The organism is Amycolatopsis thermalba, assembly GCF_023376025.1.
Lineage (GTDB): Bacteria > Actinomycetota > Actinomycetes > Mycobacteriales > Pseudonocardiaceae > Amycolatopsis_E > Amycolatopsis_E thermalba.
The window spans coordinates 7135416-7160003 of record NZ_CP091196.1 but is presented as its reverse complement, the minus strand read 5'-3'; the positions used below and the strand labels follow the sequence as shown (position 1 = coordinate 7160003).

General features: G+C 71.6%; 22 protein-coding genes. 9 read left to right on the top strand and 13 right to left on the bottom strand.

The annotated features are described in order from the left end of the window. Positions 1-33: 33 nt before the first annotated feature. Both L1857_RS34690 and L1857_RS34685 read right to left on the bottom strand, forming a co-directional pair. Complete coding sequence (locus L1857_RS34690; protein WP_094005661.1) at positions 34-822, bottom strand: DeoR/GlpR family DNA-binding transcription regulator; 789 nt, start codon at positions 820-822, stop codon at positions 34-36. Positions 823-831: 9 nt separating this feature from the next. Then, the gene (locus L1857_RS34685; protein ID WP_094005662.1) at positions 832-1437 is read right to left on the bottom strand and encodes a histidine phosphatase family protein; all 606 of its coding nucleotides are present in this window, start codon (positions 1435-1437) and stop codon (positions 832-834) included. Between the two features lie 68 nt (positions 1438-1505). Between L1857_RS34685 and L1857_RS34680 the strand changes: the two genes are divergently transcribed. The 7 genes from L1857_RS34680 to L1857_RS34650 are packed head-to-tail and all read left to right on the top strand — an operon-like array spanning position 1506 to position 8013. Continuing rightward, complete coding sequence (locus L1857_RS34680) at positions 1506-2183, top strand: HAD family hydrolase (protein WP_094005663.1); 678 nt, start codon at positions 1506-1508, stop codon at positions 2181-2183. Then, complete coding sequence (gene dhaL / locus L1857_RS34675) at positions 2180-3868, top strand: dihydroxyacetone kinase subunit DhaL (protein WP_094005664.1); 1689 nt, start codon at positions 2180-2182, stop codon at positions 3866-3868. The genes L1857_RS34680 and dhaL overlap by 4 nt, the downstream gene beginning before the upstream one ends. Next, the gene (locus tag L1857_RS34670) at positions 3868-4332 is read left to right on the top strand and encodes a ribose-5-phosphate isomerase (RefSeq protein ID WP_116110236.1); all 465 of its coding nucleotides are present in this window, start codon (positions 3868-3870) and stop codon (positions 4330-4332) included. Before dhaL ends, L1857_RS34670 begins: the two co-directional genes overlap by 1 nt. A 29-nt stretch (positions 4333-4361) precedes the next feature. Beyond that, positions 4362-5393 carry a 2-hydroxyacid dehydrogenase gene (locus tag L1857_RS34665; protein ID WP_116110237.1) on the top strand — a complete coding sequence of 344 codons (1032 nt, stop codon included), beginning with the start codon at positions 4362-4364 and terminating at the stop codon, positions 5391-5393. Then, positions 5390-6838, top strand: a complete 1449-nt coding sequence (locus tag L1857_RS34660) for an FGGY-family carbohydrate kinase (protein WP_116110238.1) — start codon at positions 5390-5392, stop codon at positions 6836-6838. The genes L1857_RS34665 and L1857_RS34660 overlap by 4 nt, the downstream gene beginning before the upstream one ends. Then, on the top strand, positions 6835-7485 hold the full coding sequence (locus tag L1857_RS34655; RefSeq protein WP_094005668.1) for a class II aldolase/adducin family protein: 651 nt from the start codon (positions 6835-6837) through the stop codon (positions 7483-7485). The genes L1857_RS34660 and L1857_RS34655 overlap by 4 nt, the downstream gene beginning before the upstream one ends. 36 nt (positions 7486-7521) lie before the next feature. After that, positions 7522-8013, top strand: coding sequence for a GNAT family N-acetyltransferase (locus L1857_RS34650; RefSeq protein WP_162831011.1), 492 nt, complete (start codon positions 7522-7524; stop codon positions 8011-8013). Between the two features lie 128 nt (positions 8014-8141). Here L1857_RS34650 and L1857_RS34645 read toward each other — a convergent pair whose 3' ends face one another. The 8 genes from L1857_RS34645 to L1857_RS34610 all read right to left on the bottom strand — a co-directional run bounded on the left by L1857_RS34645 (position 8142) and on the right by L1857_RS34610 (position 15723). Further along, positions 8142-8921 carry a transposase family protein gene (locus tag L1857_RS34645; protein WP_249467543.1) on the bottom strand — a complete coding sequence of 260 codons (780 nt, stop codon included), beginning with the start codon at positions 8919-8921 and terminating at the stop codon, positions 8142-8144. A gap of 174 nt (positions 8922-9095) precedes the next feature. Next, positions 9096-10529, bottom strand: coding sequence for an MBOAT family O-acyltransferase (locus tag L1857_RS34640; RefSeq protein ID WP_094005678.1), 1434 nt, complete (start codon positions 10527-10529; stop codon positions 9096-9098). 395 nt (positions 10530-10924) lie between these two features. Then, the gene (gene rlmB, locus L1857_RS34635) at positions 10925-11881 is read right to left on the bottom strand and encodes a 23S rRNA (guanosine(2251)-2'-O)-methyltransferase RlmB (protein ID WP_094005679.1); all 957 of its coding nucleotides are present in this window, start codon (positions 11879-11881) and stop codon (positions 10925-10927) included. Further along, positions 11882-13273 carry a cysteine--tRNA ligase gene (gene cysS / locus L1857_RS34630; protein ID WP_116110913.1) on the bottom strand — a complete coding sequence of 464 codons (1392 nt, stop codon included), beginning with the start codon at positions 13271-13273 and terminating at the stop codon, positions 11882-11884. A 31-nt stretch (positions 13274-13304) separates the two neighbouring features. Next, positions 13305-13991, bottom strand: coding sequence for an HAD family hydrolase (locus L1857_RS34625; RefSeq protein ID WP_116110912.1), 687 nt, complete (start codon positions 13989-13991; stop codon positions 13305-13307). A 41-nt stretch (positions 13992-14032) separates the two neighbouring features. Next, positions 14033-14500 carry a 2-C-methyl-D-erythritol 2,4-cyclodiphosphate synthase gene (gene ispF, locus L1857_RS34620; RefSeq protein WP_249467308.1) on the bottom strand — a complete coding sequence of 156 codons (468 nt, stop codon included), beginning with the start codon at positions 14498-14500 and terminating at the stop codon, positions 14033-14035. Then, positions 14497-15132 (bottom strand): IspD/TarI family cytidylyltransferase, encoded by a 636-nt coding sequence (locus L1857_RS34615; RefSeq protein WP_116110910.1) that lies wholly within the window; start codon positions 15130-15132, stop codon positions 14497-14499. Before L1857_RS34615 ends, ispF begins: the two co-directional genes overlap by 4 nt. Positions 15133-15231: 99 nt before the next feature. Next, positions 15232-15723, bottom strand: a complete 492-nt coding sequence (locus L1857_RS34610; RefSeq protein WP_020417039.1) for a CarD family transcriptional regulator — start codon at positions 15721-15723, stop codon at positions 15232-15234. Positions 15724-16048: 325 nt separating this feature from the next. On the opposite strand from L1857_RS34610, the gene L1857_RS34605 reads away from it, so the two are divergent. Both L1857_RS34605 and radA read left to right on the top strand, forming a co-directional pair. Continuing rightward, on the top strand, positions 16049-16705 hold the full coding sequence (locus L1857_RS34605) for a copper chaperone PCu(A)C domain-containing protein (protein WP_240323206.1): 657 nt from the start codon (positions 16049-16051) through the stop codon (positions 16703-16705). 33 nt (positions 16706-16738) lie between these two features. Further along, positions 16739-18097 carry a DNA repair protein RadA gene (radA, locus tag L1857_RS34600; RefSeq protein WP_249467306.1) on the top strand — a complete coding sequence of 453 codons (1359 nt, stop codon included), beginning with the start codon at positions 16739-16741 and terminating at the stop codon, positions 18095-18097. 723 nt (positions 18098-18820) lie between these two features. Here radA and otsB read toward each other — a convergent pair. From otsB to L1857_RS34585, 3 genes are all read right to left on the bottom strand, one after another. Then, positions 18821-21352, bottom strand: coding sequence for a trehalose-phosphatase (gene otsB, locus L1857_RS34595; protein WP_162831067.1), 2532 nt, complete (start codon positions 21350-21352; stop codon positions 18821-18823). Between the two features lie 47 nt (positions 21353-21399). Further along, complete coding sequence (locus L1857_RS34590; RefSeq protein ID WP_017985373.1) at positions 21400-22842, bottom strand: alpha,alpha-trehalose-phosphate synthase (UDP-forming); 1443 nt, start codon at positions 22840-22842, stop codon at positions 21400-21402. An 82-nt stretch (positions 22843-22924) separates the two neighbouring features. Next, positions 22925-24445 carry a threonine/serine exporter family protein gene (locus L1857_RS34585; RefSeq protein ID WP_094005687.1) on the bottom strand — a complete coding sequence of 507 codons (1521 nt, stop codon included), beginning with the start codon at positions 24443-24445 and terminating at the stop codon, positions 22925-22927. Between the last annotated feature and the right edge of the window lie 143 nt (positions 24446-24588).

Sequence of the window (24588 nt, the reverse complement as noted above, 5' to 3'; positions counted from 1 at the left end):
CACGTGAAATTAACACGCAAGGGTGTGATGCGATCAGACCTCGGCGACGGCCACGTTCGTCTGGTCCTGTAGCTCGTTCAGCAGGTAGCCGGAGACCCCGGAGTCGACCACGAGGTGGTGGAAGTCCTCGATCTCGGCCAGCCGGTGCAGCGCGGTGCGCGGCATCTTGCTGGAGTCCATGAGCAGCACCCGGATCTCGGCGCTGGCCAGCATCGCCCGCTTGACCATGACGATCTCGGGCTCCTGGTGGAAGGTCATCTCCGAGTTCATCGCCGAGGTCGACACGAACGTCGCGTCCACCGTAAGCCGCTCGACGGCCTCCAGGCAGGGCATGCCGAGGAACGAGTCGTGGGTGGCGGAGTAGTCGCCGCCGAGGCCGATCAGGCGCAGGTCGTCGATGTGCTTGAGCACCTCGATGATGCGCAGGTAGTTCGTCGCCACGGTGAGCGGGGTGACCTGGTGCAGCAGCCTGGCCAGCGCGAGCGCGGTGGTGGAGTCGTCGAGCAGGATCGACATGCCGGGCTCGACCAGGGACAGCGCCTCCCTGGCGATCGCCGCCTTGGCCTCGACGTGGGCGTTGAGCCGGTACTCGGTGTTGCTCTCGAAGACCGTCGAGGGCTGGGCCGAGACCCCACCGCGGTACTTGCGCAGCAGACCGCGCCGGGCCAGTTCGTCCAGGTCGCGGTGCACCGTCATCACGCTCACGCCGGTCAGCTCGGCCAGCTCCGCGGCGGAGGCCTGGCCCTTCTTCACGACGTAGTCGGTGATGCGCTGCTGCCGGATGTTACGAGAGCGGGCGCTCCCGCTGGACTTGTCTTCCACGCGACCAGGCTAGGACGTGGGCAGGTTGAAGCGCCGCAGGCTCGTCGCGTCGCCGTCGATCCCGATCTCGGTGATCGCCGCGTTCTCCAGTCGCGGGAACACCCGGCGGTAGTCGCGGACCGGGATGCCGAGCAGCTCGCACAGGGTGACCCTGATCAGGGTGTTGTGCGCGACGACCAGCACGCGGCCGCCGTCCTCCCGCGCGGCGATGGCCCGCAGAGCCGCCGCCCCGCGGCGTGCGGCGTCGGCCGTGGGCTCGGCCCCGGGGAACGCGCCGGCCACCGGATCGGCCCGGAACGCGGCCACGACCTGCGGGTCCAGCTCGGACAGCACCCGGCCCTCGGCGATCCCGAAGTGCACCTCGCGCAGCTCCTCGACCACGACCGGCTCGAGTCCGAGCGCCCGCGCGGACGGCTCCGCGGTCACCCGCGCCCGGCCCTGCGGCGAGCGGTAGAGGGCGGTGACCTGCTCTTCCGCCGCCGCCAGGTGTGCGGCGAGCCGCTCGGCCTGGCGCCTCCCGCGCTCGGTGAGGCCCACCTCGCTGGTGCCCGCGTAGCGGTTCTCCGCGTGCCATTCGGTCTCGCCGTGGCGGACCAGCAGCAACCGGGTTCCCATCAGACCTCCCGTGACAAATCTCGGCAGCGGTGTTAATTTAACACCAACGGCGTGAAAGGGGTTGTTGCATGGGTTTCGCCGCGGTGGTGTTCGACCTCGACGGTGTCCTGGTCGAGAGTGAACACCTCTGGGAGGAGAACTGGGTCGCCTACGCGGCCGCCCACGGTGTCGAGTGGACGGCCGCCGACACCGCCACGGTCCAGGGCATGAGCGCGCCCGAGTGGGCCGCGTACCTGGCGGAGCGCAGCGGGACCCCGGAGAGCCCGGAGCAGGTCGAGAAGGCCGTGGTCGACGGGATGATCCGGTCGATCGCGAACGGCGAGGCCCCGCTGCTCGACGGCGCCGACGCGATGGTGCGCGATGTGGCCGCCCGGGTTCCGGTCGCGCTCGCGTCCTCCGCCGCCCGCCGGGTCATCGACGCGGTGCTGGAGACGCACGGGCTGACCGGCGAGTTCTCGGCGACGGTGTCCAGTGCCGAGGTGCCGCGCGGCAAGCCCAGCCCGGACGTCTACGCCGAGGCCGCGTCCCGGCTCGGCTTCCGCGGCGAGGAGTGCCTGGGGGTCGAGGACTCCAGCAACGGCATCCGCGCCGCCGCGGCCGCCGGGCTCACCGTCATCGCCCTGCCCAACCCGACCTACCCGCCCAAGCCGGACGCGCTGGAGCTGGCCGCGCGGATCGCCGAGTCCAACCACGACGTCCGGAAGCTGCTGCTCGCCTACCTCACCGGAGAGCTGGTGCGCTCATGACCACGCTGGGAACAGCCGAGACGTTCAAGCGGGACTGGCTGGACGGCTTCGTCACCGCCTACGGCCGCGAGGTGCGCAAGGTGCCGGACGCCTACGGCGTGCTCGGCCGGAACGTGCCCCGCCAGGGCAAGGTCGCCGTGATCATCGGCGGCGGCTGCGGCCACTACCCGGCGTTCGCCGGGCTCGTCGGGCCCGGCCTGGCCGACGCGGCGGTGGTCGGTGACGTGTTCACCAGCCCGAGCGCCGAGCAGGTCTACCGCACCGCCCGCGCCGCCGAGGGGGGCGCGGGGGTGCTGTTCGCCTACGGCAACTACGCCGGTGACGTCCTGCACTTCGGCCTCGCCGCGCGCCGGCTGGCCGCGGAGGGCATCGAGAGCCGCACCATCCTGATCACCGACGACATCGCCAGCGGCCCGGCCGACGCGCCGGAGAAGCGCCGCGGGGTGGCCGGCGACTTCATCGTCTTCAAGGTCGCGGGTGCCGCGGCCGAGCGCGGGGACGACCTGGACGCGGTGTACGCGGCGGCGGTCAAGGCCAACGCGAACACCCGCACGTTCGGCGTGGCGTTCGGCGGCTGCACGCTGCCGGGGGCCGATCAGCCGCTGTTCACCGTCGGCGAGTCCGAGATGGAGCTGGGGCTGGGCATCCACGGCGAGCCGGGGGTGCGGACCGTGGGCCGTCTCGGCGCGGCGGAGCTGGCCGACGAGCTGGTCGACGGCCTGCTGCCCGAGCTGCCGCGGGGCGACGGCCGGGTCGCGGTGCTGGTGAACGGCCTGGGCCGGACCAAGTACGAAGAGATGTTCGTGACCTACACCCGGATCCACGAGCGTCTCACCGCCGCCGGGCTGACCCCGGTGCACACCGAGGTCGGCGAGTTCGTCACGTCGCTGGACATGGCCGGCGTCTCGTTGTCGGTGCTGGTGCTGGACGACGAGCTGGCCGAGCTGTACGGCGCGCCGTGCGACACCCCGGGCTACCGCAGCGGCGGCGCGATCCTGGAGCCGGTCGAGCTGTCGTCCACCGTGGACAAGCAACTGGACCGGCCGGAGGGCGCGGGCGTCGAGGTCGTCGACCGCCTGCTGACCGCGGCCATGCGCAGCATCGAGGAGAACGAGCCGGAGCTGGGCCGTCTGGACGCGGTCGCGGCGGACGGTGACCACGGCCTGGGCATGACCCGCGGGATGCGGGCCGCCGTCTCGGCCGCGCGCGCGGCCGCCGGGTCGTCGGTGGCCGACACGCTGCTGGCCGCCGGGACCGCGCTCGCCGACGCCGCCGGCGGGGCTTCCGGTGCGCTGTACGGCGTGCTGCTCGCCGAGACCGGCGCCGGGCTGCGGGTGGACGAGATCACGACGGCGGTGGTCGCCGATGCCGTGGACGGCGCGGTGCGGGCGTTCACCGAGCTGGGCAAGGCCGAGCTGGGCGAGAAGACCATGCTCGACGCGATCGAACCGTTCCGGCAGGCGCTGCGCAAGCAGGCCGAAGCCGGTGCCGCGCTGCCGGACGCGTGGCGCAAGGCCGCGCAGGCGGCCACGCTCGCCGCCGAGGAGACCGCGAACCTGGTGCCCGCCAAGGGGCGCGCGGCCCGGCTGGCGCAGCGCAGCAAGGGGCACGCCGACCCCGGCGCGACCTCGTTCGCCCTGATCGTCACGGCGATCGGGGAAGCTCTGAGCAAGGAGGGGAACTGATGCGGGTCGTGGTGGCCGCGGACAACGCCGGCGTGCTGCTGAAGAACGAGGTGCGGGACCTGCTGCGGAAGGACGAGCGGGTCACCGAGGTGATCGACCTGGGCGTGGACAGCCCGGACGACGACCGCGCCTACCCGATCTTCGGCCTGGCGGCCGCGGAGAAGATCGCGAACGGCGAGGCCGACCGGGGTGTCCTGGTCTGCGGAACCGGCATCGGCGTGGCGATCTCGGCCAACAAGGTGCCGGGGGTGCGCGCCACGGTCGCCCACGATTCATACTCGGCCGAGCGGTCCGTGAAGTCGAACAACTGCCAGATCATCACCTTCGGTGCCCGGGTCATCGGAGCCGAGCTGGCGAAGAAGATCGTCACGGAGTGGCTGGGCTACACGTTCGACCCGGGTTCGCCCAGCGCGGCCAAGGTCGCGCACATCACCGAATACGAACAGGTCCACGCGGCCAGCTGAGGCCCGGCGGGTTCAAGGAGGAGCCAGAAGTGCGCGTTCTCTGCGCGGGAGACGAGTTCGTCGGCAACAACCTGCTGGCCGACGCGGTCCGGGTCGAGCTGGCCACCGAGGTCGAGTTCAGCGAGCTGTCGCTGCCCTGGCCGGTCGAGCCGTTCGGGCCGGTCGGCGGGGTGCACGAGGCGAGTGGCACCGAGGAGCAGGTCATCGAGGCGCTGGCGGGGGCCGAGGTCGCGGTCACCCAGATGGCGCCGTTCACGAAGAAGGTGTTCGCCGCCGCGCCCGAGCTGAAGCTGGTGTCGGTGTGCCGGGGCGGGCCGGTGAACGTCGACCTCGCCGCCGCGACCGAGGCCGGCGTCGCCGTCACGTACGCGCCGGGCCGCAACGCGACGGCCGCGGCCGAGTTCGCGATCGGCATGATCCTCGCCGCCATGCGCCGCATCTCGACCTCGTCGGCCGAGCTGCTCGGCGGCACCTGGCGCGGCGACTACTACGCCTACCCGAACGCCGGCCTCGAGCTGGAGGGCACCACGGTCGGCCTGGTCGGCTACGGCGCCATCGGCTCGCGGGTGGCCAAGGTGCTGGTCGCGTTCGGCTCGAAGGTGCTGGTCGCCGACCCCTACGCCAAGCCGGAGCAGATCGCCGCGGACGGGGCCGAGCTGGTCGAGCTGGACGACCTGCTGCGGCGCAGCGCGGTGGTCAGCCTGCACGCCCGGCTGACCGACGAGACCCGCCACCTGATCAACGCCGAGCGCCTGGCCCTGCTGCCCGAAGGCGCGGTGCTGGTCAACTCCGCCCGCGGCGGGCTGCTGGACTACGCGCCGCTGCCCGGCCTGCTGAAGTCCGGCCGGCTGGGTGCCCTGGCGCTGGACGTCTACGCCGTCGAACCGCCGCCCGCGGACTGGGCCCTGCGTGACGCGCCGAACGTCATCGCGACGCCGCACCTGGCGGGTGCCAGCCGCCAGACCGCGGAGCGAGCCGCGCGGATCGTCGCCGCCGAGGTGGGCCGCTACGCCCGTGGGGAGAAGCTGGCCAACGTCGCCAACCCGGATGTGCTCCGATGATCATCGGCGTCGACATCGGTACTTCACTGACGAAGGCCGTCGTCTTCGACGAGGCCGGGGTGTCGCTGCACCAGGCCTGCACGCCGTCCGAGGTGCACCACCTGTCCGGCGGCCGGGTCGAGCAGGACCTCGACCAGGTCGTCGGCACGGTCGCGACCGTCGTGCGCGAGGTCGCGGCGAAGCTGGACGCCCCGGTCACCGCGCTCGCGCTGACCGGCCAGGGTGATGGCGTGTGGCTTCGTGACGAGGACGGCAACGCGGTGCGCCCGGCCATCTCGTGGCTCGACGGCCGGGCCAACGCGCTGCTCGCGAAGTGGCAGGCCGACGGCGTTTCCCGGGAGGTGTTCCGGCGCACCGGCTCGGGCATGTTCCCCGGCTGCGCAGCCGCCATCCTGTCCTATCTGGACACCCACGAGCCCGAGGTGCTGGACCGGGCCGCGGTGGCCGGGTACTGCGTGGACGCCGTCGTGCAGCGGCTGACCGGTGAGATCACGGTCGACGTGTCCGACGCGTCCCTGCCGTTCCTCGACCCGAAGACCCGCCGCTACGACGAGGGCGCCATCGCCGCCGTGGGGCTGTCCCACCGGCGGAACCTGCTGGCCGAACCGGCGCCGCCGAAGGCCGTGTTCTCGCTGAACCGCCGTGGCGCCGAACTCCTCGGGCTGCCCGAGGGGCTGCCGGTCACCGCCGGCCCGTTCGACCTGCCGGCCAGCGCGATCGGCGCGGGTGTGCGGGCGCCGGGTGACGGCATCCTCACCGCCGGCACCACCCTGGCCTGCCAGGTGCTCACCGACAACGCCGAGTTCGACGGCGAGGGCGAGCCGGCCGGGATGTTCCTGTCCACGCCCACGCCCGGCGAATACCTGCACGCGATGCCGGCGATGGTGGGCACCGCGAGCATCGACTGGATCTGCCGTCTGCTGGGCATCGAGGTCACCCAGATCGGGTCGCTGCTTGCGCAGAGCCCGCCCGGTGCCGCCGGGGTGCGGGCGCTGCCGTTCCTGTCCGCGTCCGGTGAGCGGGCGCCGTTCGTCGACGCGTCCGCGCGGGCGCAGTTCGCCGGGCTGAGCCTGGAGCACGGGCGGGCGGACATGGTGCGCGCGTTGTGCGAGTCGATCGCGTACGCGGCGCGGCACTGCTTCGAAGCCGCCGGGCTGTCCGGCCGGTTGTACGCGTGCGGCGGCGGGGTGCGCTCCGCCGAGTGGACGCAGATCTTCGCCGACGTGCTCGGCCGCCCGATCGTGATCCCGAGCGATCCGGGCGTCGGGGCGCGGGGTGCCGTCCTGGTCGCGGCCGAGGCGCTGAACCAGCCGTACGACGCGGAGCTGTGGGCGAGCAGCTCGCGGACCGTGTCGCCGGTGCCCGAAAATGTCGAGTTCTACCAGGGCGGTTACGCGGACTACCAGGCGTCGCTGACCGCCGCGCGAGGGTTGTGGCGACTGTGATCCTGGCCGACGAACGGCGAGCGGTGTGCGAGTACGCGCGGCGGTTGACCGCCGACGGGCTCGTGGTGGGCACCTCGGGCAACATCTCCGCCCGCTCGGGCGAGCTGATCGCGATGACGCCCACCGGGGTGGACTACGGCGTGCTGACACCGGAGGACATCCCGGTGGTGTCGCTCGACGGGGCCATTGTGGAGGGCAAGCTGCGGCCCACCAGCGAGATGCCGATGCACCTGTCGGTGTACACGAAGGCGACCGATCCGGACGGCGCGCCGATCACCGGGATCGTGCACACGCACTCGGTGCACGCGACCGCGGTGTCCACTTTGGTCGACGAGGTGCCCGCGGTGCACTACATGCTGGCGGCGATCGGCCCGTCCGCGCGGGTCGCCCGGTACGCGACGTACGGCACGGAGGAGCTGGCGGAGTCGATGCTCGCCGCCTTGGAAGGCCGCCGGGGCTGTCTGCTGGGCAACCACGGCACGATCACCTACGGTGACGGTCTGGCGGCTGCCTACAGCCGTGCCGAGCAGCTGGAGTGGCTGTGTCAGGTGTGGCTGCTGGCTCGTTCGGCCGGCAGCCCGCGGTTGTTGCCGTCCGAGGAGATCGCCCACGTGGTCGAGAAGTTGCGGGGGTACGGGCAGAAATAGCTCGCGCGACGCGGGCGCGGACGGCATTCTGGGCCGGTGGAGGAAATCGTCACCCATCTCGAGATGTCCAGCCCCGCCGACCTGCGCCCGGCGCCGCCCGTGCCGGGGTTGTCGGCCGAGCACGTGCCCGCCGACTCCCCGCTGGTCCGCCCGACGACCGTGCGGATCGGGAAGCCGTACAACTGGCCCAGCTCCCGCTGGTCCGACGACGACTGGGCGTCGTACCTGGCCCGCGAGGGACGGCAGTGCGTGCTGATCCGCTACCTGAGCGAAGTCGCCGGCCTGGCGGACTACCAATCCCACGGCGACGGCGAAGTCGAGATCACCACGTTCGGCCTGGTGCCGGAGTACGTGGGCAAGGGCATCGGCGGGTACGCGCTGACCCTGGCGATCGAGCAGGCGTGGCAGTGCGGCCCGGACGTCCGCCGCGTCTGGCTGCACACCTCGGACCTGGACCACCCACACGCCCTGCCGAACTACCACCGCCGGGGATTCCGCACGTTCCGCACCACACGCGGACAGCGTTAACCGTCTTCCTGCCCCGGCAGGGGTGTGGAAGCCGGTCTTCAGCTGCACGAACATGATCCGCTCGGGCACGGCATCCCCTAAGGGCTGTCTCGTAACTGGTGTTGTGGTTGGTGGGGCTAGTGGTTGGGTCAGGCTGTGAGGATGATGTTGTGGAGGTTCGCGATTCCGGAGACGGTGTCGGCGAGCGTGCTTGCGGCGCGGCGGTAGTCTCGCAGGATTTTGAAGTTCTTTATCCGGGAAAGGACATGTTCGACGCGGGCGCGGACCTTGCGGTGGACGGTGTTGAGATGTTCCTTCCAGTGCGGGAGGTCGCTGCCGTCGCGGGGTTTGCGGTAGGGCATGACGACCTCGGGGTTTCCTTGGTAGCCGCCATCGGCAATGATCGGCCGGTCGGCGAGTTGCTCGGCGATGCCGGAGTCGCGGTAGGCAGTGCAGTCGTTGCGGCTGCCTGGTTGCGGGTCGCCGGTGGCGATCACCAGCCGGGTCTCGGGGTCGATCGCGACCTGCACGTTGGTGGAGTACCGGTAGTTCTTCGACGGCGTGGCCAGCCGGTGATCGCGGGTCGGGACGAGGGTGCCGTCCACGATCGCGACCGCATCGATCCGGCGTTTGCGGACCGGGGCCAGCGCCAGCAGCGGTCCGACCGTGTCGATCACCCGATGAGCCGCGGAATGCGACACGCCGAACAGCGGCCCGATCTGGCGCATCGTCAGGTTCGTCCGCCAGTAGGTCGCCACCAGCAGAACGCGGTCGGCCAGCGGCAACGCCCACTGTCGGCCTGGTCGGCCGTCCGCGATTCCGTCCCCGCCTCGCTTGGAGACCAGCCGCACGAGCGTGCGGAACTGGGCCGGCTCCAGCCCGGTGAACGGGCCAATCCACTCCGGCCGCGACGCTGTGATCACCCGCACCACAGCATCATGATCAACTACCGGATCAGCTAGCCCGGCACCGGGTTACGAGACATCCCTTAGCACCGGTGTTACTGGGCAACGTGGCGTTGCCCCGGAGAAGCAGCACTGGTCAAGCCGTGGCCGATTCGGCGTGCACGAGTACCGGAGCGCTCTCGAGCAAGTGCGCGCCAGTCAGAACTGGTAGTACAGGAACGGGCTGAACGTCCCGTTCGCCACCAGGATCGCCGCGTACAGTGCGCCCACCGTCATCACGCCGATGCGCAGCCCCACGGCGCCGCGGGTTCGGGCGGACTCCAGCAGCGGGCCGGTCACCGGGTGGGCCGGCAGCGCGAAGATCGCCAGCGCCGCGATCAGGATGACCACCCGCTGGTTCGTCAGCGCCGCCTCGACGACGTCCGTCAGGCCGTCGAAATCGGGGACCAGCATGTGGCCGATCATGGTGAACGCGTGCCCGATGTCGGCGGACTTGAAGAACACCCACCCGAACACCACGAGCACCAGCGTCAGGATCCGCCGTCCGACCCGCGCCGCCACCGCCGGCGGCGTCCGGTCCCAGCCGAACCGGCGCTCGATGATCAGCAGCAGCCCGTGGTAGCAGCCCCACACCACGAACGTCCAGTTCGCGCCGTGCCAGAAGCCCGTCAGCACGAACACGATGCACAGGTTCCGGTACGTCTTCGCCGCGCCGGCGCGGTTGCCGCCGAGCGGGATGTAGACGTAGTCGCGGAACCAGCGGCTCAGCGACATGTGCCAGCGCCGCCAGAACTCCGTCACCGTCACCGACGAGTACGGCCGCGCGAAGTTCTCCGGCAGCCGGAACCCGAGCATCCGGCCCAGCCCGATCGCCATGTCGGAGTAGCCGGAGAAGTCGAAGTACAGCTGCAGCGTGTACCCGACCGCGCCGAGCCACGCGATCGCGAACGTCATGTCCTCGGCGGAGGTCGCGAAGCACGCCTCGACCATCGGGCTCAGCGAGTCCGCGATGATCGCCTTCTTGCACAGACCGAGCGCGAACCGCGGGAAGCCGGCGGCGATGTCGTCCAGCCGGTGCGACCGCTGCTGCGGCAGCTGGTCCGCGATCTCCCGGTACCGCACGATCGGCCCGGCGACGAGCTGCGGGAACATCGCGATGTAGGTCACGAACGACACCGGGTTCCGCAGCGCCCGCCGTTCCCCGCGGTAGATGTCGACGACGTAGGAGATGTGGTGGAACGTGAAGAACGAGATGCCGATCGGCAACGCGAGCTGCGCCACCGGGAACGAACCGCCGAAGAGCTGGGTGAAGTAGTCGATCTGCTGCGTGGCGAACCCGGCGTACTTCCAGACCACCAGGATGCCGACGTCGAAGCAGATGACCGCGATCAGCAGCAAGCGTTTGCGGCTCGAGCGGGGTTCCCACGCGTTCGGTTCGAGGGCGGTGCCCGCCGCGAAGTTGACCACCATGCAGGCCAGCAGCAGGAGGGTGAACGCGCCCGCGCCGCTGGCGTAGAAGATCAGGCTGGCGACCGCGATGATGCCGTTCCGCCAGCTCCTCGGCAGCACCAGCACGGCGAGCAGCGTCGCCGGCAGGAAGTACCAGAGGAACAGCGGTGAAGCGAACGACATCGACCTGGGGTCCCCCTGTGCAACCGGATCAGCGCACTGACCTTAACCGACGAGGTTGGCCCGAAGGAGTGAAACTCACCGCTTCGCGAGGGGGCGTGTGAAGTTCCCCTCCGACGGCGAGGAGCGGCAGCCGGGGCCGTGCACACGGCGCGGCTGCGCCGGCAACGGCGCACCCTGAAACCACCGACGGTGGTGGGGATCGGTGGCCCTGCGACAGCTGCGGCGGCACCGCTCAGCGGTGCCGCCGCCAGCCTTGCGGCCGCCGCGGGGGCACTCCACGTGGCGGCCGCGATCGGGGACACCGCGGCCGGGGACGGGGCGTGCGTCAGGCGTGGCCCGTGACGCGGCGGCGCTTGACGACCGCCGCCAGCCTTGCGGCCCGCGGCGGGCACCGCTCAGACGCGGCCCGTCACGCGGCGGCGTCTTGCTACCTCTGCCAGCAGCACCGCGGCCGCGACGGAGGCGTTCAGCGACTCCACCCCGGCGGCCATCGGGATGGACACCGTCTCGTCGCAGGTTTCTCGTACCAGGCGGGACAGGCCGCGGCCCTCGGAGCCCACCACGACCACCAGCGGGTCCGTCGCCAGCGACAGGTCGTCGATGCCCACCGAGCCGTCGGCGTCCAGGCCCGCGATCATCAGCCCCTCCTCCGCCCACAGCTTCAGCTGCCGCGTCAGGTTGGTCGCGATCGCGATCGGCATCTTCGCCGCGGTGCCGGCACTCGTCCGCCACGCGACGGCCGTGATGCCCGCGCTGCGGCGCTGCGGCAGCAGCACCCCGTGCGCCCCGAACGCCGCCGCCGACCGCACCACCGCCCCCAGGTTCCGCGGGTCGGTCACACCATCGAGCGCCACCAGCAACGGCGGCTCACCCGAGTTCTTCGCGATCGCCAGCAGGTCGTCCGGGTGGCTGTACTCGAACGGCGGCACCTGCAGCCCGAGCCCCTGGTGCACCGCGCGGTTGGTCTTGCGGTCCAGCTCCTCGCGCGGGATCTCCAGGATCGAGATGCCCTTGTCCGCCGCCAGCCGCACCGCCTCGGTCACCCGGTCGTCGGCGTCGATGTTCAGCGCCACGAACAGCGTCGTGCCCGGCACGCCCGCCCGCAGTGCCTCGACCACCGGGTTGCGGCCCGCGATGATCTCCGGCCCTTCGCGACGGTCGCGGCTCTTCTCCGCCCGCGCCGCGGCCGCCGCCGCACGCTTCTGCGCCGGGTGCCCCGGACGCATCTCCGCCCGCGGCGTCGGGCCCTTGCCCTCGAGCCCACGGCGACGCTGACCGCCGGAGCCGACGACCGCGCCCTTCTTGGTGCCGGACTTGCGAACCGCACCCCGGCGCTTGGAATTGCCTGCCATTTAAGCTTCTTTCACGGTCCACACCGGACCATCGGGAGTATCTTCGACCGTGATCCCCGCCTGGAGCAGGCGGTCGCGCACGGCGTCGGCCCGGGCGAAGTCACGCGTGGCGCGCGCCTCCTGGCGCTCCACGAGCATCGCCTCGACCAACTCGGCCAGTGCGGCCCTCGCCGGCGTCTCCGCCGCCGAGCTCTCCGCCCATTCCGGTGCCAGCGGGTCCAGCCCGAGCACACCCATCATCGCGCGCACCGAGCCGGCGGCCGCGCGCGCCTTGGCGTCATCGCCCGAGTCCAGCGCCGCGTTACCCTCGCGCACCAGGTTGTGCACGGCCGCGACCGCCGCGGGCGTGGACAGATCGTCGTCCATCGCGGTGACGAACTCGGGCGCCAGCTCACCCGGCTCGACCGGCCCCGTCCGCTGCGCCGCGCGGCGCAGGAACCCTTCGATCCGCCGGTAGCCCTGCGCGGCCTCGGACAGCGCGCCGTCGGAGTACTCGATCGTCGACCGGTAGTGCGGCTGCACCAGGTAGTACCGCAGCTCGGCGGCCCGGTAGTTCTGCAGCATCGCCTCGATCGAGACCACGTTGCCCAGCGACTTCGACATCTTCTCGCCGGACAGCGTCACCCACGCGTTGTGCAGCCAGAACCGCGCGAACGGGTCACCGGCCGCCTGCGACTGGGCGCGCTCGTTCTCGTGGTGCGGGAACACCAGGTCGACGCCGCCGCCGTGGATGTCGAACTCGGACCCGAGGTAGGTGGTCGCCATCGCCGAGCACTCCAGGTGCCAGCCCGGCCGCCCGTCGCCCCACGGCGTCGGCCACGACGGCTCACCCGGCTTCGCGCTCTTCCACAGCGTGAAGTCCCGCGGGTCGCGCTTGCCCTCGGCCAGCGTCTCGCCCTGTTGCACCTCGTCCAGCTTCTGCCGGGACAGCGCGCCGTACTCGGGGAACGTGGACACGGCGAAGTACACGTCGCCACCGGCCGCGTAGGCGTGCCCGGCGTCGATGAGGCGCTGCATCAGCTCCACCATCTGCGTGACGTGCCCGGTGGCGCGCGGTGCGATGGACGGCGGCAGGCAGCCCAGGACCGTGTAGGCCTCCTCGAACGCCCGTTCGTGCGTCGCGGCCCACTCCCACCACGGCCGTCCGGCGTCGGCGGCCTTGGTGAGGATCTTGTCGTCGATGTCCGTGACGTTGCGCACGAACAGCACGTCCAGTCCACTGTGGATCAGCCAGCGGCGCAGGACGTCGTAGTTCAGGGCGCCGCGGACGTGCCCGATGTGCGGGATGCCCTGCACGGTCGCCCCACACACGTACATGGACGCCGTTCCGCTACGGGCGGGGTGGAACTCCCGCACGCTCCTGGTCGCGGTGTCGTATAGGTGTAGGGCCACCCTGAAATGGTACGGGTCACCTCGGCGTCGCTCAGAGCACCCCGTGCGTGCGCAGGGCCGTGAGCAGGCCGTCCGGGCGCTCGGCGGTCGGCAGCGGGTCCACGAGGGCGAACGCGCAGCCGAGCACCTTCGCCCCGCCGTCGGCCTCCTCGCTGTCGCCGACCATCAGCGTGTGCTCCGGCGCGACCCCGAGCCGGTCGACGAGCAGCCGGAAGATCTCGGGCTGCGGCTTGATGAACCCCTCCTCGAAGGAGAGGACGAACTCGTCGACGAAGTCCTCGTAGCCGCGCATGGCGAACGCGGGCCGGATGTCGAAGGCGATGTTGCTCAGCACGCCGACCTTGACGCCCTTGGCCGCGGTGTCCTTCAGCGCCGCCTCGGTGTCCGGGTACGGCGTCCACTCCGCGGGATCGATCAGGCGGTTGTACAGCGCCTCCGCCTGGTCGGCCTTCCCGACGCCGGACTTGCGCAGCACCTCGAGGTAGATCTTGCGGTGCAGGGCAGGGTCGAGGTCCCGGTTCTCCCACGCGTACTGGTACTCCTCGGACAGCTCGACGACCTGCCCGGTCGGGGCGGTCATGCGGCGCATCAGCTCGGTCTGCGCCTCGACGTCGAGCGGGGCGCCGTCGGGGGTGGTGAGGTCGGAGAGCCAGCTGGAGTTCTGCTCGAGCCGGAAGAGGGTGCCGGAGAAGTCGAACATCACCGCCTGAATCGTCACAGACCACAGGCTACCGGCGCGGGCGCCCCGATCCGTGTGACTTAGTCGGCCGGCAGCAGCAGCGCGGTGGCGACCGCCGCGATGCCCTCGCCGCGGCCGGTCAGCCCGAGCCCGTCGGTGGTGGTGCCGCTGACACTGACCGCGCCGCCCGCGGCCTTGCTCAGCACCTCCTGGGCCTCCTCGCGGCGGGTGCCGATGCGCGGCGCGTTGCCGATGACCTGCACCGACGCGTTGCCCAGCCGCCAGCCCCTGGCCTCGACCAGCCGCCGCGCCTCGGCCACGAACTCGGCGCCGTGCGCGCCCGCCCAGCGCGGGTCGCTGGTGCCGAACACCGCGCCCAGATCGCCGAGCCCGGCCGCGGACAGCATCGCGTCACACAGCGCGTGGGCGGCCACGTCGCCGTCGGAGTGCCCGGCGCAGCCGTCGACGCCGTCCCAGCGCAGCCCGGCGATCCAGCACTCGCGGCCCGCTTCGATCGGATGGACGTCGACCCCGGTCCCGACCCTCAACCCTGCTCCTCGAGTAGTGCTTCCGCGACGGCCACGTCGAAGGCCGTGGTGAGCCGGAGCGCGGTGGGGTGCCCGGCCACCGTCCGCACGCTACCGGGCAGGTCCGACAGCGGGTCCGCGCCGCGCGCGCAGAGCTTGCCGAGCACGTCGGGCCGGTAGCCGACGGGGGTCTGCACGACGCGCAGCCGGTCCCGGTCCGAGGTGCCGTCGACGAGGTCACCGGAGACGTGTTTGACGGTGTCGGTGACGGGTAGGACCGGGATGATCGCCTCTGCCCCGGCGAACACGGCCTCGGCCACCGCGCGGACGGTGGCGGGCGGCACGAACGGACGCGCGACGTCGTGCACCAGGACGACGTCGGAATCCCCGGCGGCCTCGAGAGCCGCCCGGACGGTTTCGGCGCGATCAGGACCACAGACCAGTACCCGGCACCGGGAACCGGCGCCGGGTACGGCCCGTATGATCACTTCACATTCCCCGAGCACGGGTTCGGGGACCGCCACGACCAGGCGGTCCGCACATCCGGACTCCAGCAGGCCGCGCACGGCGTGCCGCAACACCGGCGCACCGCGCACGAGGGCGCACGGATCCGGCCCCTCGGGGTCGGCGATGAGGACTGTCGCGACCTTCATCGCCGGGGTCTCACTTCGCGGGACGAGCTGTGTCTCATCAGGCACACGTAACGGATGAGCACGCTTGCCTGCTCATCTCGCGAGGTCAGCCTGTGCGTTCTAGACGGCCGCTGTTTCCAGGACCTCGTCGAGCAGCGTCTCCGCCTTGCCCTCGTCGGTGCCCTCGGCCAGGGCCAGCTCGCTGACCAGTATCTGCCGGGCCTTGGCCAGCATCCGCTTCTCGCCGGCGGACAGGCCGCGGTCCTTCTCGCGCCGCCAGAGGTCGCGCACCACTTCGGCCACCTTGTTCACATCGCCCGAGGCGAGCTTCTCCAGGTTGGCCTTGTACCGACGAGACCAGTTCGTGGGCTCCTCGGTGTGCGGCGCTCGCAGCACGTCGAAGACCCGGTTCAGGCCATCCTGGCCCACGACGTCCCGCACACCGACGATCTCGGCGTTGTCAGCGGGCACGCGAACCGTGAGGTCCCCTTGCGCGACTTTGAGGACGAGGTACTGCTTCTCCTCGCCCTTGATCACGCGGGTCTCGATCGCTTCGATGAGTGCGGCACCGTGGTGCGGGTAGACGACGGTCTCTCCGACCTTGAAAACCATGTGTCCTCTGCCCCTTTCGCTGGGTCCATCTTAGCACGCGGCGAGGGGGGTCACCTAGCGGGCCGAGATCGTCGTCGCAGGTCAGGGGCCATCCGGGGGGTTGACAAACCGATAAAGTGCATGCTCATGCAGGTGGTGGGGAACCCTGTCGACATTGCCGAATTGATCCACTGTGGACGGTTTATGGTCCCCTCCGCGCGCCCTCGGTGGCGAGCATTCCGGCCATGGCCAGGTCCCTCCCGCCAGCCCACCACCACCCTCAACGGAGCCGCTTCGCGGCGCAGATAGGATCGGGCCGGTATAGCTTCTAGGAGGGACTGAGACCGTGAGGCTGCAGAAACGTCGTGTGGTCGGCGCGAGCGTGGTCGCCGTGGGTGCCGCCCTGGCTCTCGCCGGGTGCGGGGCCGGGCAGATCACCCAGACCAACACCATGCTGCCCGCGGTCAACGGCGCCATGGCGCAGGCGGGCAAGCTCGTCCTGCGCGACGCCGGCCTGGTCAACCGCAACGACTGCCAGCAGGCGTACGCGAGCGGGTCGAGCGCCCCGCTGACGCTGGTGATCGCCAACGACGGCACCGCCGACGACGAGCTGGTCAGCGTGAGCAGCGCGAACGCCGCGAGCGCCACCATCGAGGGCCAGAAGGCCGTCGTGGCGGGCAGCAAGCTGCTGGTCGGCCCGGCCACCGAGGGCGAGTCCGTGCAGCAGCCCAGCTCCGCCTCGCCGACTTCGCCGACGTCGGGTTCGCCCACGTCGCCGGCCTCGGCCTCGCCGTCGGCGGGCCCCACCGGCCAGCCGACCCGCGTCGGTCACGCCGAGATCGTGCTGCAGGGCATCAAGCAGGTCGTGTGGCCCGGGCAGACCGTCCCGGTGACCTTCACCTTCCGCGACGCCGGCCCGGTGACCGTGCAGCTGCCGATCCACGCGCCCACGGTCGAGCTGAGCTGCCAGCCCAGCGCCTCGCACGAGGCCGGCGGTCACTAGAACTGTCGGTGGTGCCCGCTAGCGTGACCGACCATGGTCAAGAAGGGCACGAGCTACCGCTGCGGTGAGTGCGGGTACGAGGCCGCCAAGTGGGTCGGCCGCTGCCCGGAATGCCAGGCCTGGGGCACGATCGAGGAGCGCGGGGACGCGCGCCCGGCCATCGCCCGCGTGGCCGCCGGTGCGCCCAGTGCCCCGGCCCGGCCGATCGGCCAGGTCGACATCGAGGCCGCCCGCGCCCGCACCACGGGTGTGGGTGAGCTGGATCGCGTGCTCGGTGGTGGGCTCGTGCCGGGGGCGGTCGTGCTGCTGGCGGGTGAACCCGGTGTCGGCAAGTCGACCCTGCTGCTCGAGGTGGCCTACCAGTGGGCCCGCGGCGGGTCCGGTCCCGCGCTGTACGTCACCGGTGAGGAGTCCGCGGGGCAGGTCCGACTGCGGGCCGAGCGGACGAAGAACCTGCACGAGCGCGTGTTCCTGGCCGCGGAAAGCGATCTCTCGGCCATCCTCGGGCACGTCGACGCCGTCAAACCGGGTGTGCTGATCGTCGACTCGGTGCAGACGATGGCCTCGCCGCAGGTGGAGGGCGCGCCGGGCGGTGTGACGCAGGTCCGTGCGGTCACCGCCGGTCTGGTGGCGCTGGCGAAGGAGCGCGGGCTGCCGGTCGTGCTCGTGGGGCACGTCACGAAGGACGGCTCGGTGGCCGGGCCGCGCGTGCTGGAGCACCTGGTCGACGTGGTGCTGCACTTCGAGGGCGACCGGCATTCGACGCTGCGGATGGTGCGCGGGGTGAAGAACCGGTTCGGGCCCGCGGACGAGATCGGCTGCTTCGAGCTGCGTGAGGACGGCATCGCCGGGGTGCCGGACCCGTCGGGGCTGTTCCTGAACCGGCGGGAGGACGCGGTGCCGGGCACCGCGGTGACGGTCACGGTCGAGGGCAAGCGGCCGCTGCTGTGCGAGGTGCAGGCGCTCGTGTCGAGTGCGGGGGCGCCGCAGCCCAGGCGGGCCGTGAGCGGGCTGGACTCGGCGCGGGTGGCGATGATCCTCGCCGTGCTGGAGAAGCGCGGCGGGATCCGGCTGGGCGACCGGGACGTCTACTCGGCGACGGTCGGCGGCATGAAGGTGACCGAGCCGGCGGTGGACCTCGCGGTGATCCTGGCGTTGTGGTCCTCGGTGCGTGATGTGGCGCTGTCGCCGCGGCTGGTGGTCGTCGGCGAGGTCGGGCTGGCGGGGGAGATCCGGCGGGTCTCCGGAGCCGGCCGCCGGCTGGCGGAGGCCGCGCGGCTGGGGTTCACGCACGCCCTGGTGCCGCCCGACCCGGGGAAGCTGCCGGACGGCATCCGCGTGCTGGAGGTGGACTCGGTAGCGGCGGCCCTCCACGCGGCGAACCACGCCTGAGGCGGGAGCCGGGCGGCGGCGACGGGGCGGCGGCGCCGGAATCGCGCGTGGCTCGGTCGCAGTGAGGCTGCTGTAGCGGCGGCCATGCATGCGGTGAACCGTGCCTGAGGCGGGAGCCTGGCGGCGGCCCCGGAATCGCCCGTGTCCCGGCCGTGGTCAGGCTGCTGGCGACCGCCGTGCGAGCAATCCGCTCGTCGCTCACGCCGCGGGGCCGTGCCAAGGCGGTGCGGCTCTCGATGGCCAGCACTCCTCGCAACAATGGCGACCGGAAGGCGCTGCAGACCTGCTTGGGACCGCGGGAGCAGGCCACCACCGGCACCGCATACACCAGCCGGCCGGCTTGAAGCCCTGTTCCGCGGCAGCTGCGACCGCACCATCCGCCAGGTCGAATCGGTGGCGGTGGCCCAGTGCGCCTGGGGCGGGAATCGGAGCGGCGGTGCCGGGGCCGCCCGTGTCCCGTCGCACTCAGGCTGCGGTGGTGGTGGCCCGGCGCGCGGTGGACCGCGCCTGGGGTGGGGACCGGGGCGGCGGCGCCGGGATCGTGCGTGGCTCGGTCGCAGTCAGGCTGCTGGCGACCGCCGTGCGAGCAATCCGCTCGTCGCACCCGGCGCGGGGCCGTGCCAGGGCGGCGGGATGAATCATCCAGTCCGAGCCTGTCCGGCTCCGCCTGGCAAGAGAGAAGGCCCCCTCCGGCAGCCGGAGGGGGCCTTCGTCCAACCGTGCTTACGCGCCCGACAGCAGCTTCGCGCAGCGGATCAGGCCCAGGTGCGAGTACGCCTGCGGGTGGTTGCCCAGCGAGCGCTCCGCCACCGGGTCGTACTGCTCCGGCAGCAGCCCCGTCGGGCCGGCCGCGTCGACCAGCTGCTCGAACAGCTCCTCCGCCTCGGTGCGGCGGCCGGTCAGCAGGTACGCCTCGATCAGCCACGCGGCGCACAGGTGGAACCCGCCCTCGCCGCCGGGCAGGCCGTCGTCGCGGCGGTAGCGGTACACCGTGGAACCGCTGCGCAGCTCGGCCTCGATCGCGGTCACCGTGTGCTGGAACCGCTCGTCGGAGGGGTCGATCAGCCCGGCCAGCCCGACGAACAGCGAAGCCGCGTCCAGGTCCGTCCCGTCGTAGGCCGTGGTGAACGCCTGCACCTCGTCGTTCCAGCCGTGGGTCAGCACGTCGTTCGCGATCTCCTCGCGCAGGTCGTGCCACCCGGCCGGGATCTCACGCCCGTACACCTCGCCGAGCTTGATGGCCCGGTCCACCGTCACCCAGCACATGACCCGCGAGTACACCCGGTGCCGCGGCACGTGCCGCTCTTCCCAGATGCCGTGGTCCGGCTCCGACCAGCGCCGCGTCACGGCCTCGGCCATCGCGCGCACCAGCTGCCAGTCCTCGTCCCGCAGCTCGCCACGCACCTGCGCCAGCTCGGCCACCAGCTCGACGACCGGTCCGAACACGTCCAGCTGCACCTGGTGGTTCGCCAGGTTGCCGACGCGCACCGGGCGCGAACCCGCGTACCCGGGCAGCGAGTCGATCACGGCCTCGGCGCCCAGCTGGGTGCCGTTGATCGTGTACAGCGGGTGCAGCCGCTCCGGGCCGGCCAGCGTCGCCAGCACGCCGTGCAGCCACCGCAGGTAGCCCTCGGCCTCGGCCATCGAGCCCAGCCCGACCAGCTCCCGCACGGTGAACGCGGCGTCCCGGATCCAGCAGTAGCGGTAGTCCCAGTTCCGCACGCCGCCGATCTCCTCCGGCAGCGACGTCGTGGCGGCCGCCAGCACCGCGCCGGTGTCGGCGTTGCACAGCCCGCGCAGCGTCAGCGCCGAACGCGCGACCAGCTCCGACTCCACGTTCGGCAGCTTCAGCGTGGTCGCCCAGTCGCTCCAGTACGCCCCGGCGCGCGCCCGCCGCTCCACTTCGGACAACTCGTGCGCGGACAGATCCGTGGTGCCGCAACGCAGTTCGAGCACGACCGGCTCGTCCTGGGTGGGCTGGACCAGTGCCGTGGCGGTGTCGTGCAGGCCGTCGGAGGTGATCTCCCACGCCACGCCCGGCGAGCGGAGCACGAACGGCTCCGACGTGCCCAGCACGCGCAGGCCCTCGGCGTCCGGCACCAGTCGCACCGGCACGCCGCCGAACTCCGGCCGCGGCGCGAACACCACGGACGCCGCGGCCGTCCCGGAGATCACGCGCACCAGGTCGGTGCGGTGCGGCGGGCCCTCCGGCTCCAGGTAGTCCGTCACCAGCAGCCGCGACCAGCGGGTCTCGACCGTCATCGTGTTCGGCAGGTACCGCTGGCCCAGCGGCAGGCCGTTGTGGTGCGGCTTGATCGAGAAGTGGCCGGCGCTGGCGCCGCCGAGCAGGTCGGCGAACACCGCGGGCGCGTCCGGGCCGGGGTGGCACATCCAGGTCAGCCGGGCGTCCGGGGTCACCAGGGCGACCGCGCGCTCGTTGGACAGCATCGACAGCCGCTCGATCGGCGGCGCCTGCTCGCCGTAGAGCCAGTTGCGGCGCTCCTCCAGCATGAACGCGAGAACCGTGGCGACGTCGTCGGTGCTGGCCACCCGGTAGCCCGCCAGCGTCTCACCGTCGCCGACCTTGACGCCCACGTCGGGACCGGACAGCCGCGCGAACGCCTTCTCGTCGGTCACGTCGTCACCGAGGAAGATCGCCGCGGTGGCGCCGACCTGGTGGCGCAGGGTGTCCAGCGCGCGGCCCTTGTCGGTCTGCACGACGGCCAGTTCGACGACCTCCTTGCCGTCGGTGGTCGTCACACCCTCCCACGTGCACGGTCCACTGTGGACCTCGTCGAGGACGCGGCGGGCGGCTTCGCGGTCGGCGCGGCGGACGTGCACGGCGATGCTGGCCGGCTTGACCTCCAGCGACACGCCCGGCACGCCACCGGCGATGCGCTCCAGCTCCTGCTCGACCCGCCGGTGCAGGTCACGGGCCTGCGCGTCGAGCTCGTGCACGAAGCCGATGTCGAATTCGGAACCGTGGCTGCCGACCAGGTGCACCTCGTGCGGCAGTCGCGACAGGATGGCGAGGTCGCGCAGCGCGCGGCCGGAGATGACCGCGGTGGTCGTCTCGTGCAGCCCGGCCAGCGAGCGCAGCGCGCCCACCGACTCGGGCAGCGGGCGCGCCTCGTCCGGGTTGGTCACGATCGGAGCCAAGGTCCCGTCGTAGTCGCAAGCGACCAGCAAACGCGGCGTGCGAGCGATCTGCACGATCGCACGGCGCAGCTCAGCGGGCAGGGACTCGGCGGTCACCACTCCTCCTTAAGGAGCTCAGAAGCGTATTGCTGCAGGTGGGACACTCAGGCGGCCGGTTCGGACCCGAGTGCCTCGAGGAACGACCGTGCCCACCTGTCGACGTCGTGGGTGAGGACCTGACGCCGCAACGCGCGCATCCGGCGTCTGCCCTCGGCAGGGTCGAGCGTAATGGCCGCCTCCAACGCGTTCTTCACCCCGTCAAGATCGTGTGGATTGACGAGAAACGCGCTGGTCAGCTCGGCGGCGGCACCAGCGAACTCGGACAGCACGAGCGAGCCGCCGAGGTCGTGGCGGCACGCGACGTACTCCTTGCAGACGAGATTCATCCCATCGCGTAGTGGGGTGACGACCATGACGTCGGCCGCACTGTAGAACGCGGCCAGTTCCTTGCGGTCCACCGACTGGTGCAGGTAGTGCACCACCGGATGACCGACGCGGGCGAACTCACCGTTGATCCGGCCCACCATCTGCTCGATCTCGGTGCGCATCCGCTGGTAGTGCTCGACGCGTTCCCGGCTCGGGGTCGCCAGCTGGACGAAGGTGACGTCCTCGGGCTGGACACGGCCCTCCTGGAGCAGTTCGTGCAGTGCCTGCAGGCGCAGGTCGATGCCCTTGGTGTAGTCCAGGCGGTCGACCCCGAGCAGGACGGTCTTCGGATTGCCCAGGTCACGGCGGATCTGGGCGGCCCGCTCCGCGACCTCCTTGGTACGGGCGAGCGTGTCCAGGCCGGCGGCGTCGATCGAGATCGGGAACGCCCCGACCCGGACCGTGCGGTTGCCGACCTGCATCATGCCCGGCCGGGACCGCACGCCGACCGCGCCGCGGCTCGGTTCGAGGCCGAGCAGCGTGCGGGCCAGCCACAGGAAGTTCTGCGCGCCACCCGGCCGGTGGAAGCCGACCAGGTCGGCGCCGATCAGGCCGCGCACGATCTCCGCGCGCCACGGGAGCTGCATGAACAACTCGACCGGCGGGAACGGGATGTGCAGGAAGAAGCCGATGCGCAGGTCGGGGCGCAGCTCGCGGAGCATGCTCGGCACCAGCTGCAGCTGGTAGTCCTGCACCCACACCGTGGCGCCCTCGGCGGAGACCTGCGCGCTGGCCTCGGCGAAGCGGCGGTTGACCTGGACGTAGCTCTCCCACCAGCCGCGGTCGAACACCGGCGGCGCGACGACGTCGTGGTAGAGCGGCCACAGCGTGGCGTTGGAGAAGCCCTCGTAGTAGTCGCGGACCTCTTCGGTGGACAGCGAAACGGGGTAGAGGACCATGCCCTCGTCACTGAACGGGTCGACGTCCACACCGGGCACGCCCGGCCAGCCGACCCAGGCGCCCTTGCGCGAACGCAGGAACGGCTCCAGCGCCGACACCAAGCCACCCGGGCTCGCGGTCCAGCGCTGGTTGCCATCGGCCGTCCGTTCGAGGTCGACGGGCAGCCGGTTGGCGACCACGACGAAATCCGCCGAAGCCGTGCCGATCCCTGGTTCGCTCACGTGGCCATGCTCCCTTGTCGTCCCCTCGAACACTATCTCGCGACGGCGAGCCAAGATCCACCGCGCGGTGGCTCATGGACGGCTACTCCAGTCGGCGCTCGGTCGTCCGCAGCGGACCCGCCATCCGGGGGCCCGCGAGCTTCCGTTCGAGGCGGCCGAGACCGGTGCGGACCGGCTGCGCGAGGTACTCGCCGAGTACCACGCCGGCGGCCAGCGCAAGCCCGATCGCCGCGGCTTTGATCAGCGTGGAGAGGTTGCCGTTGCTCTGGGTGGCCAGTTCATAAAGGCCACGGTACGTGGACAGACCCGGCAACAGGGGGGTGATTCCCGACACCGCCACGACCAGCGGCGTCACCTTCAGACGGCGGGCCAGCACGCCACCCGAGAAGCCGATCACGACCGCCGCGACGGCCGAGGAGGTGATGACGTCGAACTGGCCCACGATCACCAGCGCGCCGTACACGCCCGCGCCGATCGCGCCCGCCGCGGCGGCGACGAGCATCGAGCGCAGCGTCGAGTAGCTGGCGATCGCGAAGCAGGCCGCCGCGGCCGCGCCCGCGGGCACGATGACCAGCAGGCTGTTCGCGGTCTGGGCGGGCAGCACCGGTTCGGCCGGGGTGAAGCCGAGCGCCTTGGCGATGTTCAGCGCGAGCGCGACACCGGTGATCAGGCCGGCGGACATCAGGACGGTTTCCATCGTGCGGCCCGCGGCGGTCACGTTGTAACCGGTGATGGCGTCCTGCACCGCGGACACCGTGGACAGACCGGACAGCAACACGGTGATCGCCGCGGCGGCGACCAGCGTGGAGAACCTCGACGGCACGAGATCGGTGTTCACGGCGACCGTGGCCAGCCCGGTCGCGACCAGCCCGCCGACGGCCTGCTGGAAGAAGAACGGCAGCGCGACGCGGTTGAGGAGGCGGCCGAGCCGGTCGATGAGGGCCGAGATGATCAGCGCGCCGACCGCGACGTCGAGGGTGCCGCTGAGCAGCAGGGTGATGAAGAAGGCCATGCCGCCCCAGGCCAGCGTGGCGAACCAGCGCGGGTACGGGTGCGGGGCGGTGGTGATCTTGTGCAGCTCGGTGTAGGCCTCTTCCGCGCTGAGGTGGCCGCGCAGGATCTGCTGGACCAGCATCTCCGTCTGGGACAGGCGGGTGTAGTCCAGGCTGCGCGAGCGGACCACGCGCAGGGCCGTGATCGGGTTCGCGTCGGTGCCGCGGTGGCAGGTGACGGTGATGGACGTGAAGATGACGTCCACCTCGCAATGCGGGAGACCGAAGGCGGAGGTGAGGGACAGGATGGTCGCGGTCACGTCGGACGCGCCGGCGCCGCTGGCCATCTGCACCTCGCCGACGCGCAGGACCAGGTCGAGGACGAAGTTGACCGTCGCCTCGTCCGGCAGGGCGGGACCGAGTTCGGTGGTCGCGTCCGGCGCCGGCTGCTCTCCGGTGGGCGCTTCCAGGATGTGCCAGGCCCGGCGCCGAGGCTCGGTCGCCCGGCGCCGCCGGTTCGCCTTTTCGACGCCGGGGTCCTCCGGCGCTTCGAGGATGTGCCAGCCGCGCCTGCGGGTCACCGGGCCCCGGACGCGCTGGGTGCTGTTCATACGGCCGTCACCTCCTTGATTTGGCCTCCCGGCAGGCCCATCGCCTGGATCAAGCCGGTCGTTGCAAAGGGGCAACCGTGGCGTGCACCACTCCGCCGATCATCCACGAAACCGGAGGGCCCGGCAGCGGTTGCTAGGATGAC

Coding starts and splice junctions, on each gene's coding strand:
- dhaL (WP_094005664.1), top strand. CDS start 2,180: ATGACCACGCTGGGAACAGCCGAGACGTTCAAGCGGGACTGGCTGGAC.
- L1857_RS34680 (WP_094005663.1), top strand. CDS start 1,506: ATGGGTTTCGCCGCGGTGGTGTTCGACCTCGACGGTGTCCTGGTCGAG.
- rlmB (WP_094005679.1), bottom strand. CDS start 11,881: ATGGCAGGCAATTCCAAGCGCCGGGGTGCGGTTCGCAAGTCCGGCACC.
- L1857_RS34670 (WP_116110236.1), top strand. CDS start 3,868: ATGCGGGTCGTGGTGGCCGCGGACAACGCCGGCGTGCTGCTGAAGAAC.
- L1857_RS34615 (WP_116110910.1), bottom strand. CDS start 15,132: ATGAAGGTCGCGACAGTCCTCATCGCCGACCCCGAGGGGCCGGATCCG.
- L1857_RS34585 (WP_094005687.1), bottom strand. CDS start 24,445: ATGAACAGCACCCAGCGCGTCCGGGGCCCGGTGACCCGCAGGCGCGGC.
- L1857_RS34685 (WP_094005662.1), bottom strand. CDS start 1,437: ATGGGAACCCGGTTGCTGCTGGTCCGCCACGGCGAGACCGAATGGCAC.
- L1857_RS34660 (WP_116110238.1), top strand. CDS start 5,390: ATGATCATCGGCGTCGACATCGGTACTTCACTGACGAAGGCCGTCGTC.
- radA (WP_249467306.1), top strand. CDS start 16,739: ATGGTCAAGAAGGGCACGAGCTACCGCTGCGGTGAGTGCGGGTACGAG.
- L1857_RS34610 (WP_020417039.1), bottom strand. CDS start 15,723: ATGGTTTTCAAGGTCGGAGAGACCGTCGTCTACCCGCACCACGGTGCC.
- L1857_RS34640 (WP_094005678.1), bottom strand. CDS start 10,529: ATGTCGTTCGCTTCACCGCTGTTCCTCTGGTACTTCCTGCCGGCGACG.